This is a genomic window from Pseudomonas sp. AP3_22 TE3818, assembly GCF_053628995.1.
The window spans coordinates 1,957,501-1,970,997 of the sequence record NZ_JBRJHL010000001.1 but is presented as its reverse complement, the minus strand read 5'-3'; the positions used below and the strand labels follow the sequence as shown (position 1 = coordinate 1,970,997).

At 58.4% G+C, this 13,497-nt stretch carries 9 protein-coding genes, 2 tRNA genes and 2 rRNA genes; 2 read left to right on the top strand and 11 right to left on the bottom strand.

From position 1 onward, the window contains the following. Window positions 1-73 precede the first annotated feature (73 nt). Window positions 74-991 (top strand): LysR family transcriptional regulator, encoded by a 918-nt coding sequence (locus AB7M25_RS09175; protein ID WP_007970686.1) that lies wholly within the window; start codon window positions 74-76, stop codon window positions 989-991. Here AB7M25_RS09175 and AB7M25_RS09170 read toward each other — a convergent pair. The 6 genes from AB7M25_RS09170 to AB7M25_RS09145 all read right to left on the bottom strand — a co-directional run bounded on the left by AB7M25_RS09170 (window position 988) and on the right by AB7M25_RS09145 (window position 6,685). After that, on the bottom strand, window positions 988-1,599 hold the full coding sequence (locus tag AB7M25_RS09170) for an RraA family protein (RefSeq protein WP_454237184.1): 612 nt from the start codon (window positions 1,597-1,599) through the stop codon (window positions 988-990). The genes AB7M25_RS09175 and AB7M25_RS09170 overlap by 4 nt on opposite strands. Continuing rightward, window positions 1,592-1,984, bottom strand: a complete 393-nt coding sequence (locus AB7M25_RS09165) for a RidA family protein (protein ID WP_454237183.1) — start codon at window positions 1,982-1,984, stop codon at window positions 1,592-1,594. Before AB7M25_RS09165 ends, AB7M25_RS09170 begins: the two co-directional genes overlap by 8 nt. A gap of 18 nt (window positions 1,985-2,002) precedes the next feature. Continuing rightward, window positions 2,003-3,382, bottom strand: a complete 1,380-nt coding sequence (locus tag AB7M25_RS09160) for an MFS transporter (RefSeq protein ID WP_429383699.1) — start codon at window positions 3,380-3,382, stop codon at window positions 2,003-2,005. Window positions 3,383-3,693: 311 nt separating this feature from the next. Beyond that, window positions 3,694-4,635, bottom strand: coding sequence for a 2-hydroxyacid dehydrogenase (locus AB7M25_RS09155; RefSeq protein WP_454237182.1), 942 nt, complete (start codon window positions 4,633-4,635; stop codon window positions 3,694-3,696). Beyond that, on the bottom strand, window positions 4,632-5,387 hold the full coding sequence (locus AB7M25_RS09150) for a class II aldolase/adducin family protein (protein WP_429561737.1): 756 nt from the start codon (window positions 5,385-5,387) through the stop codon (window positions 4,632-4,634). The genes AB7M25_RS09155 and AB7M25_RS09150 overlap by 4 nt, the downstream gene beginning before the upstream one ends. After that, a complete protein-coding gene (locus AB7M25_RS09145) occupies window positions 5,384-6,685 on the bottom strand; it encodes an MFS transporter (protein WP_429383705.1) in 1,302 nt (433 codons plus the stop codon). Before AB7M25_RS09145 ends, AB7M25_RS09150 begins: the two co-directional genes overlap by 4 nt. 155 nt (window positions 6,686-6,840) lie before the next feature. Between AB7M25_RS09145 and AB7M25_RS09140 the strand changes: the two genes are divergently transcribed. Continuing rightward, window positions 6,841-7,800, top strand: coding sequence for a LysR family transcriptional regulator (locus tag AB7M25_RS09140; RefSeq protein WP_429518943.1), 960 nt, complete (start codon window positions 6,841-6,843; stop codon window positions 7,798-7,800). Window positions 7,801-7,812: 12 nt separating this feature from the next. On the opposite strand, the gene mrdA is transcribed toward AB7M25_RS09140, so the two are convergent. From mrdA to AB7M25_RS09115, 5 genes are all read right to left on the bottom strand, one after another. Then, on the bottom strand, window positions 7,813-9,705 hold the full coding sequence (gene mrdA / locus AB7M25_RS09135; RefSeq protein ID WP_429383709.1) for a penicillin-binding protein 2: 1,893 nt from the start codon (window positions 9,703-9,705) through the stop codon (window positions 7,813-7,815). Between the two features lie 199 nt (window positions 9,706-9,904). Then, window positions 9,905-10,020, bottom strand: a 5S ribosomal RNA gene (rrf, locus tag AB7M25_RS09130). Between the two features lie 157 nt (window positions 10,021-10,177). Continuing rightward, a 23S ribosomal RNA gene (locus AB7M25_RS09125) occupies window positions 10,178-13,071 on the bottom strand. Window positions 13,072-13,310: 239 nt separating this feature from the next. Then, window positions 13,311-13,386: transfer RNA gene (locus AB7M25_RS09120), tRNA-Ala, on the bottom strand. Window positions 13,387-13,395: 9 nt separating this feature from the next. Then, window positions 13,396-13,472 (bottom strand) — tRNA-Ile (locus tag AB7M25_RS09115). Between the last annotated feature and the right edge of the window lie 25 nt (window positions 13,473-13,497).

The window sequence follows — 13,497 nt, the reverse complement described above, 5'->3', positions numbered from 1 at the left end:
TTCCATGGCTTGCGCACGGCGTGTGCCAGCCGTCGACTTTCCCCATTGGCCCCTGACTGGCTGCTGAATGCCTATGCAACGCCTGCTCAATGACCGCCTGGACTGGAACCTGCTGCGCACCTTTCGGGTGATTGGCCAGGAGCTGAGCATCAGCCGCGCCGCCGCCCGCCTGCACCTGACACAACCGGCCGTGAGCCAGGCACTCAAGCGCCTGGAAGAACAATTGGGCCGCCAACTGATTGCCCGTCGCGGACCACGCTTTGCCCTGACCGAAGTCGGTGAGCAGATCTTCGCCCTGGCCGGGGAAATCTACGGGCAGATGTCCCAGGTCAGCAGCGTGCTGGAACAACCGGCCGATGAAGTGATCGGCAAAGTGCGGTTGCTGATCATCAGCCGGATTTTCTCCGAGCGCTTTGATGACTTCCTCGCCGACTTCCATCGCCAATACCCGCGAGTCGATCTGGAAGTCGATGTGATGCGCAGTTCCGACATCGTCAGCGCCCTCCAGGAAAAAACCGCGACCCTCGGCCTGAGCCTCAATCGGCGCCCGCAGCCACGCCTGGAGCAGCGCTTGTTCCTGCGTCAACGCTATGCGTTTTTCTGCGGCAAGCACCATGGACTGTTCGGCCGACAGGACGTCGCCGAAGGGGATTTGCAACGGGAGAACTTCGTCAGCTTCACCAGTGACCAGATCGGCGGCATGCTCTCGCCGCTGACGATCTTCCGTGATCAACAGGGTTTCAGCGGGCGTATCGTCGCCTCGTCACCAAGCCTGGAGGAAGTCCGGCGACTGGTCATCGCCGGCTTCGGTATCGGCTGTTTGCCCGAGCACGTGGTGGCAGCGGACGTCGACGCCGGATTGCTCTGGCGCCTGCCGCCCCACGAAGGGATTGCCGATGTCGACATTCATTTGCTGTGGAACCGCGAACAGCGCATGAGCCGGGCCGAGACGATCTTTCTTGAAAGCCTGCAGCAACGGCTGACGGACTAGACGCGCAAGACTTGCGTCACTGGCTCACCGGCGCGCAAGCGTTCGAGCAAACGCGGCTCGGCACGATCCGAAGCCAGTGCCTGCTCGATGACCGCCAGCGCCGATGCCGTGTCGAGAAACAACACGCCGTTGTCGTCCGCCAGCACCCAATCCCCCGGTTGCACCGTCACGCCGGCGCAGTGCACGGGATGATTGATGGCGCTGTCATTGCGTCCGTGCAGCTTGGTGGTCAACAGGCTGGTGCCACGGGCAAACACCGGCAAACCGGCTTCGCGCAGCTCCAGCAGGTCGGTCACCGCGCCATCCACCACAATGCCCACGGCCCCGGCGCAGCGCGCCGCGCAACTGGTCACCGCACCGACCGGGGCGTGCCGATGCTCACCTCCCGTGTCGATCACCAGCACGTCGCCCGGCTTGATCTGCGCCAGAGCCCGGTTAACGGCAATGGCATCGGCGCCCAGCAGTTTCAGGGTCAAGGCTCGGCCAACGACTTTCACATTGGGCACCATGGCCCGCAGTTGCGGGTCGGCGAATCCCTCTTCGAGAAAATGCCCGAGGGTCGGAAAGCTCACCGCCTTGAGCTGTTCGATCAGTTGCGACTCATCCATGTTGCGGCTCCCCGGCAATCAGTTCGGCGACACAGTCGATTTCCAGCGACACTCCCCACAAGGCAACGCACACCGTGGTGCGCGCCGGCGGTGCATGGCCGAGGAACTCGCGGTACACGGCGTTGAACGGCTCCAGCTGTGCGGGATCGGTCAGGTAGGCATTGACCTTGATCACGTGGCTGAAACCGGACCCGGCTTCAATCAGGATCGCTTCGAGGTTGCGCAAGGTTTGCCGCACCTGCTCGGGAAAATCGGCAGGCTGGTCGTCGAGGCCGCTGTGAGCCGGGATCTGCCCGGCAGTGAACACCAGCTGCCCGCTGACCACAGCCTGGGAGTAAGGGCCGACCGGGCCGATGTAGCCCGGGGCCGATTGAATTCTGCGCATGCTGTTGAACTCCGGAAGTCAGGCCGTAGCCGATTTGAAGGGTTTGCCGGGGGCCGGATCGTCGGTCGGGGCGACGCTCGGGATTTCGCTGATGTCCTTCTTGAAGGTTTCGGTCAGCAGCAATAGCGCCACCAGTGAAATCAGGGCCGCACCGATCATGTACCAGGCCACCGACGACCCTTTGCCCGTCGCGGCCAGCAATGCCGTGGTGACGATGGGTGTCGCCGCGCTGCCGAGCAGGCCGGACAACATGTAGCTGATGGACAACCCGGAATACCGCACGCGGGTGCCGAACAGTTCGGCGAGGAAGGTCGCGATCGGCCCGTAGTTGGCGGCGAATGCGGTCATCAACAACAGATAACCGAACACCACCATCGGCAGCTCCCTGGTGTCCATCAGCCAGAACATCGGGAACGCCACCAGCGCTTCGGCGATGATGCCGCCGACAATGATCGGCTTGCGTCCGAAACGATCCGAGAGCGCACCGAACACCGGCAACATGACGATGCACCAGGCGCAAGACAGCAGCACCACACCGAGCATCACGCCGCGGCTGAAGCCGAGGTTCTGCGTGCCATACGTCAAACCGAACGCCACGATAATGTTGAACGAAGCGCCCGTGGACATGGTGGCGATACCGCCCAGCACCACTTGCTTCCAGTACTTGCGGAACACTTCCGCCAACGGCATCTTCACCTGCACCTCGGCCTCCTTGACCTTGTTGAAGGCCGGGGTTTCCGCGATGTTCAGGCGGATGTACAGGCCGACGGCGATCAGCAACACGCTGGCCAGGAACGGGATACGCCAGCCCCAGGCCAACAGTTCCTCGGGGGACAGCCACGCCGCGATCAACAGGAAGGCCAGGTTGGCAATCATGGTCCCGGCCGGTACGCCGATCTGCACCCAGGAACCGTACAGGCCACGCTTGTTGGCCGGCGCATGCTCCACCGCCATCAACACCGCCCCGCCCCATTCGCCCCCCAAAGCCAGGCCTTGCACGACCCTGAGCAGCAACAACAGGATCGGCGCCCAGATACCGATGGTGGCAAAGTCCGGCAACAAGCCGATGGCAAAGGTGGCCGCCCCCATGGTCAACAGCGAAATCAACAGCATCGACTTGCGCCCCAGGCGATCGCCGAAATGCCCGAACAATGCCGCACCGACAATCCGCGCCAGATACGCCGAAGCGAAGGTGCCAAAAGCCAGCAGTGTTCCGATCAGCGGCACGAAATCCGGAAAGAACACTTTGTTGAACACCAGCGCCGAGGCCGTGGCAAACACGAACAAGTCGTACCACTCCACGGTGGTGCCGATCACGCTGGCCACCGCGACTTTTTTCATACTGATATTAACTTCCGGTGGTGCGCCGGACTTTTCTGCGGACGATAGATCGCTCATCACTGTCTCCAGGAATTCATCAAGAACTCGTTATTTAATTGTTTTAACTGGCAGTAAAACGGTTGAGGCGAAGGTTGTTGTTATGGCTCGCCCAACTGAGCGGGCGAGTTCGCAGGGCCTTTTTTTGGCCTTGGAAGCGGTCTCTTGTAGGAGCCGGCTTGCTGGCGATGGACTCAAGTGCGCCGTGTTTATCCGGTTTACATGCGTTATCGTTAACGACCATCGCCGGCAAGCCGGCTCCTACAGGTGTTGCGTTATCGGTGTTTCCCGGGATTACGTGAACATCCATTTTTAACGGAAAAGCGGTTGGTTCAGTAACCCAGTAATCGGTCCGCACAGTTCAATAACGGTTCGCCGCTATTCAATCGGCGGAAGTTTTCCGCCACTTGTTCGGCAATACAGTCATGGGAAGCCGCCGAAGCCATATGCGGAGTAATGGTGACACCGGGCATGGTCCAGAGCCGGTGATCGACCGGCAGCGGTTCCTGTTCGAAGACATCCAGCAGCGCACCGCGCAATTGTCCTCTGGCCAATGCCTGTTCGAGATCGTCGATGTTCAGATGAGCGCCCCGGCCACAGTTGACCAGTGCTGCGCCGTTGGCGAGTTGGTCGAACGTGGCCCGACCAAGGATGCCGCGGGTTTCGCTGGTGAGTGGCAACAGGTTGATCAGCAATTCGACGCCATCGAGGAACGGATTCAACCCATCGGCCCCGGCGAATGTACGCACACCCGGCAGGTCCTTGCTGCGCCGCGCCCAGCCGCGCACGTCATAACCGGCGGCGGCCAGATCCAGAGCAATCGCGCTGCCCAGCGACCCGAGCCCCATCACACCGACCTTGAACTGCCCCGCCGCCCGTTGCAGCGGCCGTTCCCAGCGTTGCTCCCGTTGTTGCGACAACACCTGGTCGAAACCGCGGTGATAGTGGATCACCGCCCAGCGCACGTACTCGATCATGCCCTGGCGGTGACCCGGGTCGACCACGCGGCAAATCGGCAGGTCCGGGCAGGACGGATCGTGGTCGAGGTGGTCGATGCCGGCGGCCACCGAGTGAATCACCTGCAGGTTTTGCAATGCACCGAGACTGCCCGGCAAGGGAAACCAGCACGCCGCCATCTGTGCATGAGCGGCCCGGGAATCTTCGGCCAGCACGGCGGTGAGCTGCGGCGCACTGCGGGCGAACGCCGCCTGCAATTGCTTGAGCAGCAAGGTGTCGCGGGACAGCAGAACCACGGTGTTGATGTCGGCGTTCATGACAAATAAGACTCGCGCTGGGATTCGATCAACGTCAGGGCGGCCTCCCAGGCCAGGTCGATGATGTTGTCCTGCTCATCACGGTCAAACTGCTCGGCGGTGTGCGCACACACTTCCGGCGACGGGTAATGCAATGCCGAACCACCGGCCAGCGCCTGCACCTGGGCCTGACAGGCGCGCTCCAGAAAGTGGATTTCCTGGAACGCCTGGGCCACCCCGGAACCACCCACCAGCAAGCCGTGATTGCGCAAGATCATCGCCCGGTGCGGGCCGAGGTCGGCAATCAAGCGCTCGCGTTCATCCAGCGACAGCGCGATGCCCTCATAGGTGTGATAGGCCAGCTTGCCGTAGAACTTCAGCGCGTGCTGACTGATCGGCAGCAAGCCTTGCTTCTGCGCCGCGACCGCCATGCCCGCCGCCGTGTGGGTGTGGATCACACAGTTCAGGTCCGGACGCGCCATGTGGATCGCCGAGTGGATCACGAAGCCGGCGGCATTGACCCGATGGCCGGCGTACTCCGGGTCGACCACCCGCCCTTCCTGATCGATGCGCACCAGGTCCGAGGCGCGCATGCGGTCGAAGATCACGCCATAGCGGTTGATCAGGAAGTGGTGTTCAGGCCCTGGAATCCGCAGGGTGATGTGGGTGTCGATCAGATCGGTCATGCGAAAGTGCGCGACCAGTCGATACAGCGCCGCCAGTTTGCAACGGGCTTGCCATTCAATCGGGTCGATGTGTGCAGGTTTACTCACGAATACACCTCTTTGACAGCGTGGCTGACGACCGGGTTGGCGCGCAGGCGGGCCAACCCGCAAACACCGATCAGGGACAGGGCCGAGAGCAAGCTGAAGAACACCGCCAGCGGCAACCATTGTCCGGAAAACTTGCTGGCCAGCAGCGTGCCGATCAGCGGCGTGGTGCCCCCGGCCACGGCGCAAGCCAGTTGATAGGCGATGGAAATGCCCGAGTAGCGCAGGTGCACCGGGAAGGCCTGGGTCATGTAGCCGGCGATCACTGCGTAGAGCGCCGAGAGAATCACCACGGCCAACGCGATGCCGAGCGTCATCAACAGAATGTTCTGCGTGCCCACCAACAGGAACATCGGGTAGGGCGTGAGCATGCACAGCAGCGCGACCCATTTGAGAAAACGACCTTCGCCGATACGTTCGGCCAGCAGTGCCGAGAGCGGTTGCGAGAGCAACTGGATGACCGTCACCAGAAACAGGCAATCGAGAATCGTCGAACGGGCAATGCCCTGGTACTGGGTGACGTAGGTGATCATGAAGGTGTTGGTGAAGAAGAACCCGGCCGAGCCGATGGTCACCGCAGCGGCGGCGAACAGGATCTGCCGCCAGCAGGTGCGGATCACGTCCATCACCGGGTATCTGGCAGTCTCGTTGTTGTCCTGGACCTTGGCGAACTCCGGTGACTCGTGAACGCCGGAGCGGATCAACAGGCCGACCATCATCAATACGCCGCTGGCGAGGAACGGCAGGCGCCATCCCCAGGCGAGGAACTCCTCGGGCTCAAGGGACGTCACCAGACGGAAAGCGATCAGTGCCAGCAACAAGCCGGCCGGGCTGCCGAGCTGGGCGAACGAGGCGTAGAACGTCTTGCGCCTGGCCGGTGCGTGTTCGCTCGCCATCAACACCGCCCCGCCCCACTCGCCACCGACCGAAATCCCCTGGATCAAACGCAGCACGATCAGGCCGATCGGCGCCCAGATGCCGACGCTGGCATAGCTCGGCAACAGGCCAATGCCGGCGGTGGCGATGCCCATCAAGGCCATGGTTACCAGGAGCATTTTCTTGCGCCCGAGACGGTCGCCCAGATGACCGAACACCATCCCGGCCATGGGCCGCGCAATGAAGCCGACAGCGAAACTGCCAAATGCCGCGAGGGTACTCATGACCGGGTCGCTGCTGGGGAAGAACACCTGCCCGAGGACCAGCGCCGCCGCGGTGGCGTAGATGTAGAAGTCGTAGAACTCGATGGTCGTGCCAATGAAGGCAGCGGCCGCGGCTCGGCGCGGTTGGGGAGTAGTGTGCATGCAAGGACCCTGTGTACTTATAGTTTTTGGGCAGGTGTTAAGGCGGATGACGGTTGCGCTCTATGGCGCTTGTAGGCTTTATCGCTTCCATGCCAGGATTAGTCAATTTTCAAATCCTTATCTTTACTATTAGCACTGCTACTGTATGAGGTTTTATGTCCTCCACTTCCAACCCATGGGTCGGCCGGCGCTTTCTCAATGACCGCCTCGACTGGAACCTGCTGCGCACCTATCTGGTCATCGGCCAGGAAGGCAGCATGAGTCGCGCTGCCGCGCGACTGCACATCACCCAGTCGGCCGTCAGCCAGGCGCTGAAACGACTGGAAGAACAGCTGGAATGCGTGTTGATTGCCCGCAGCGGACGACGCTTTGACCTGACGGAAACCGGGGAAGAAGTCCTGCGCATCGCTGCCGATATCTACGGTGATGTTTCACGCCTGGGGACGGTGGTGGAGAGTCGTCACGACGACGTGGTGGGCAAGATCCGTATCCTCACGGTCAGCGGTGTGCAGGCTCGGCATTACGATGATTTCCTCGCTGACTTCCATGAAACCCACCCGAAAATCGAGCTGGAAGTCGAGGTGATGGGCAGTTCGAACATCATCAGTTCGCTGCTGCAAAAGACCGCGACCATTGGCGTCGGCCTGTGTCGTCTGCCACAGCCGCGGCTGGAACAGCGGGTGCTGTTTCGCGAGACCTACGCTTACTTTTGTGGCCAGCGCCATCGCCTGTTCGGGCAAGAGAATCTGACCCTGGAACAACTGGCGGCGGAAAACTTTGTCAGCTTCACCAGCGACCAATTGGGCGGCAATCTTTCACCCCTGACGCTGTTCCGCGATCAGCAAGGCTTCACCGGCAAGATCGTTGCGTCTTCCACCAGTTTCGAAGAAATTTACCGCCTGATTTGCGCGGGTTACGGCATCGGCGCCTTGCCCACGCATCTGGTGCGCCGGGATGTCGAGCAAGGTCTGCTCTGGCGCCTGCCGCCGGAAGACGGTGTGGTGGATTTCGATATCCAGTTGTTGTGGAACCGCGAACAGAAGATGAGCCAGGCCGAAACGGTGTTCCTCCAGAGCTTCCAGCACATGCTCAGCATCCGCGAGCCTGTGCTGTGAAGCCCAGACGGTTCAGGCGTGAAGATCGCCCGGCGCCTTGCCGGGTGCCGCGTACTGCGGCTTCAGGTGCCCGTCCTGATCGAGTAGCCAGGCGTCCATGATCTGCCGGACGACCGGTCCGGCGACGCGGCCACCCGCCTCACCGTTTTCGATCATCACCGAAATCACGATCTTCGGGTGCTCGGCCGGGGCGAAACCGACGAACAAGGCATTGTCGCGGTTACGCTCACGGGTTTTCTCCCGGTTGTAACGTTCGCCCTGCTTGATCGCCACCACTTGCGCGGTACCACTCTTGCCGGCAATACGGTACTGCGCGCCAGCGGCGGCGGCCCGGGCAATCCCGCGGGCATCGTGCATCACCATCTGCATGCCATGGTTGACCTGCTCCCAGTCGCGTGGATCCTTGAGCAGAATATTGGGCATTGGATGCTCATCCACCGGCGCGATGCCGTCCACGGTTTTGGCCAGGTGCGGGCGATTCCACACACCCTTGTTGGCAATCAGCGCCGTGGCCTGGGCCAATTGCAGCGGCGTGACTTGCATGTAGCCCTGGCCGATACCGAGAATCACCGTCTCGCCCGGAAACCAGGCCTGCCGACGCGTGGCACGCTTCCATGCCTGGGATGGCATCAGGCCGGGGGATTCTTCGTTCATGTCCAGGGAGACTTTCTCACCCAGTCCGAACATCGCCATGTAGTCGTGCAGGCGATCGATCCCCAGCTTGTGTGCGAGGTCATAGAAATAGGTGTCGTTGGAACGCATGATCGCTGCATCCATATCCACCCAGCCGTCACCGCTGTGGTTCCAGTTGCGGTACTTGTGATCGAAATCCGGTAGCTGGTAATAACCGGGGTCGAACACACGGGTCTGTGGCGTGACGACACCCGCGTCGAGGCCGGCGATTGCCACTTCCGGCTTGATGGTCGAACCCGGCGCGTACAGGCCGCGCAACACACGGTTGAACAGCGGTCGGTCGACGGAGTCGCGTAGCGTGGAGTACTCCCTGGAGCTGATGCCGGTGACGAACAGATTAGGGTCGAAACTCGGGTTGCTGACCATGGCCAGCACTTCACCGGTCGATGGATCGAGCGCAACCACCGAGCCGCGACGATCGCCCAGGGCTTGTTCGGCGGCTTCCTGCAGCTTGACGTCGAGGCTCAGGACAATGTTTTCACCCGGCACCGGATCCGTGTGCTTGAGCACTCGCAGCACGCGGCCCTGGGCATTGGTTTCGACTTCCTCATAACCGACATGGCCGTGCAGTTGCGCCTCGTAGAATTTTTCGATCCCGGTCTTGCCAATGGATTGGGTGCCTCGGTACTCGACCGTATCCAGAGCCTTTGACTCTTTCTCGTTGATGCGTCCGACGTAGCCGACCGAATGCGCGAAGTGCGCGCCCAACGGATAGTGCCGAACGAACTGCGGCTCGACATCGATGCCCGGCAAGCGGAACTCGTTGACGGCGAGTACGGCGATCTGTTCTTCGCTCAGTTCATAGAACAGCGTCACCGGTACGAAGGGGTGACGTGCCTGCTTCATCACCTTGTCGAATTGCGAGCGGTCTTCAGCGGGCAAGTGCAGGAGATTGGCGACCTCGTCCAGCTCCTCGTTGACATTGGAGGCACGTTCGCGGGTGATGGTCAGGTTGAAGCTGGGGCGGTTGTCCGCAAGGAGTACGCCGTTGCGGTCATAGATCAATCCACGGGTAGGTGTAATCGGCAGGACATGTACGCGATTGTTTTCGGAGATGGTCGAGTGATAGTCGAACTCGACGACCTGCAGGACATACAGGCGTACCACCAGAGCACAGGTAATGGCGGCAACGAACAAGGCGCAGGCCAGGAGTCTCTTGTTGACCAGGTGTGTTTCTTTTTCGTGGTCCTTGATCGGTATCGGTTCAGGCACTTGTGCAGCAACTCTTTGAAAAGAATGCCGATCCGTGGGCGCAGACTCAGTCCATTAAAAATGAGCTGCACCTTACCAAAACCGTGGAGTCAGGTTTGTGTGATTTTTTTTACAATTGACTTTGAATGGGTTGCTCGTGTTTTTTCGCGCGCAAAAACAAAACCCCAACTGCTTTCGCAATTGGGGTTTCGGAATTTAATCTTGACGATGACCTACTCTCACATGGGGAAACCCCACACTACCATCGGCGATGCATCGTTTCACTTCTGAGTTCGGGATGGGATCAGGTGGTTCCAACGCTCTATGGTCGTCAAGAAATTCGGGTACTGAGTCGTGGCCAGGTGGCCTCGCTTCAGCAAATTGGGTAGGTGATAGTCCGGTGTTTTGTGAGTCTCTCGAACTTTCGGTTCGTTTCGTCTTCACACACCGCAATCTGATGCTCTTTCGAGTAGTCAAATTGCTTGGGTGTTATATGGTCAAGCCTCACGGGCAATTAGTATTGGTTAGCTCAACGCCTCACAGCGCTTACACACCCAACCTATCAACGTCGTAGTCTTCGACGGCCCTTCAGGGGACTCAAGGTCCCAGTGAGATCTCATCTTGAGGCAAGTTTCCCGCTTAGATGCTTTCAGCGGTTATCTTTTCCGAACATAGCTACCCGGCAATGCCACTGGCGTGACAACCGGAACACCAGAGGTTCGTCCACTCCGGTCCTCTCGTACTAGGAGCAGCCCCTCTCAAATCTCAAACGTCCACGGCAGATAGGGACCGAACTGTCTCACGACGTTCTAAACCCAGCTCGCGTACCACTTTAAATGGCGAACAGCCATACCCTTGGGACCGGCTTCAGCCCCAGGATGTGATGAGCCGACATCGAGGTGCCAAACACCGCCGTCGATATGAACTCTTGGGCGGTATCAGCCTGTTATCCCCGGAGTACCTTTTATCCGTTGAGCGATGGCCCTTCCATACAGAACCACCGGATCACTAAGACCTACTTTCGTACCTGCTCGACGTGTCTGTCTCGCAGTCAAGCGCGCTTTTGCCTTTATACTCTACGACCGATTTCCGACCGGTCTGAGCGCACCTTCGTACTCCTCCGTTACTCTTTAGGAGGAGACCGCCCCAGTCAAACTACCCACCATACACTGTCCTCGATCCGGATAACGGACCTGAGTTAGAACCTCAAAGTTGCCAGGGTGGTATTTCAAGGATGGCTCCACGCGAACTGGCGTCCACGCTTCAAAGCCTCCCACCTATCCTACACAAGCAAATTCAAAGTCCAGTGCAAAGCTATAGTAAAGGTTCACGGGGTCTTTCCGTCTAGCCGCGGATACACTGCATCTTCACAGCGATTTCAATTTCACTGAGTCTCGGGTGGAGACAGCGCCGCCATCGTTACGCCATTCGTGCAGGTCGGAACTTACCCGACAAGGAATTTCGCTACCTTAGGACCGTTATAGTTACGGCCGCCGTTTACCGGGGCTTCGATCAAGAGCTTCGCGTTAGCTAACCCCATCAATTAACCTTCCGGCACCGGGCAGGCGTCACACCCTATACGTCCACTTTCGTGTTTGCAGAGTGCTGTGTTTTTAATAAACAGTCGCAGCGGCCTGGTATCTTCGACCGGCGTGGGCTTACGGAGCAAGTCCTTCACCCTCACCGGCGCACCTTCTCCCGAAGTTACGGTGCCATTTTGCCTAGTTCCTTCACCCGAGTTCTCTCAAGCGCCTTGGTATTCTCTACCCAACCACCTGTGTCGGTTTGGGGTACGGTTCCTGGTTATCTGAAGCTTAGAAGCTTTTCTTGGAAGCATGGCATCAACCACTTCGTCACCCAAAGGGTAACTCGTCATCAGCTCTCGGCCTTAGAATCCCGGATTTACCTAAGATTCCAGCCTACCACCTTAAACTTGGACAACCAACGCCAAGCTGGCCTAGCCTTCTCCGTCCCTCCATCGCAATAACCAGAAGTACAGGAATATTAACCTGTTTTCCATCGACTACGCTTTTCAGCCTCGCCTTAGGGACCGACTAACCCTGCGTCGATTAACGTTGCGCAGGAAACCTTGGTCTTTCGGCGTGGGTGTTTTTCACACCCATTGTCGTTACTCATGTCAGCATTCGCACTTCTGATACCTCCAGCAAGCTTCTCAACTCACCTTCACAGGCTTACAGAACGCTCCTCTACCGCATCACCCGAAGGTGATACCCGTAGCTTCGGTGTATGGTTTGAGCCCCGTTACATCTTCCGCGCAGGCCGACTCGACTAGTGAGCTATTACGCTTTCTTTAAAGGGTGGCTGCTTCTAAGCCAACCTCCTAGCTGTCTAAGCCTTCCCACATCGTTTCCCACTTAACCATAACTTTGGGACCTTAGCTGACGGTCTGGGTTGTTTCCCTTTTCACGACGGACGTTAGCACCCGCCGTGTGTCTCCCATGCTCGGCACTTGTAGGTATTCGGAGTTTGCATCGGTTTGGTAAGTCGGGATGACCCCCTAGCCGAAACAGTGCTCTACCCCCTACAGTGATACATGAGGCGCTACCTAAATAGCTTTCGAGGAGAACCAGCTATCTCCGAGCTTGATTAGCCTTTCACTCCGATCCACAGGTCATCCGCTAACTTTTCAACGGTAGTCGGTTCGGTCCTCCAGTCAGTGTTACCTAACCTTCAACCTGCCCATGGATAGATCGCCCGGTTTCGGGTCTATTCCCAGCGACTAGACGCCCTATTAAGACTCGCTTTCGCTACGCCTCCCCTATTCGGTTAAGCTCGCCACTGAAAATAAGTCGCTGACCCATTATACAAAAGGTACGCAGTCACAGAACAAAGTCTGCTCCCACTGCTTGTACGCATACGGTTTCAGGATCTATTTCACTCCCCTCTCCGGGGTTCTTTTCGCCTTTCCCTCACGGTACTAGTTCACTATCGGTCAGTCAGTAGTATTTAGCCTTGGAGGATGGTCCCCCCATATTCAGACAAAGTTTCTCGTGCTCCGTCCTACTCGATTTCATGACCAAGAGATTTTCGCGTACAGGGCTATCACCCACTATGGCCGCACTTTCCAGAGCGTTCCGCTAATCTCAAAGCCACTTAAGGGCTAGTCCCCGTTCGCTCGCCACTACTAAGGGAATCTCGGTTGATTTCTTTTCCTCAGGGTACTTAGATGTTTCAGTTCCCCTGGTTCGCCTCTTGCACCTATGTATTCAGTACAAGATAACCATCTTATGATGGCTGGGTTCCCCCATTCAGACATCTCCGGATCAAAGTCTGTTTGCCGACTCCCCGAAGCTTTTCGCAGGCTACCACGTCTTTCATCGCCTCTGACTGCCAAGGCATCCACCGTATGCGCTTCTTCACTTGACCATATAACCCCAAGCAATCTGGTTATACTATGAAGACGACATTCGCCGAAAATTCGATTCTTGCTCATAAAGAGCAACTCACAAATTTTACCTTAGCCTGATCCGTTACCAGTGAAAGTAACGTTCAGTCTATCTTTCTATCACATACCCAAATTTTTAAAGAACGATCTAATCAAAGACTAGAAATCAATATTCACACCGGAATATTCATTTCTAAACTCTAACAGCAGAAGCAGTTAATGGTGGAGCCAAACGGGATCGAACCGTTGACCTCCTGCGTGCAAGGCAGGCGCTCTCCCAGCTGAGCTATGGCCCCATACAAAATTGGTGGGTCTGGGCAGATTCGAACTGCCGACCTCACCCTTATCAGGGGTGCGCTCTAACCAACTGAGCTACAGACCCAATTTCGAGCGCGTAACTGTTAGCG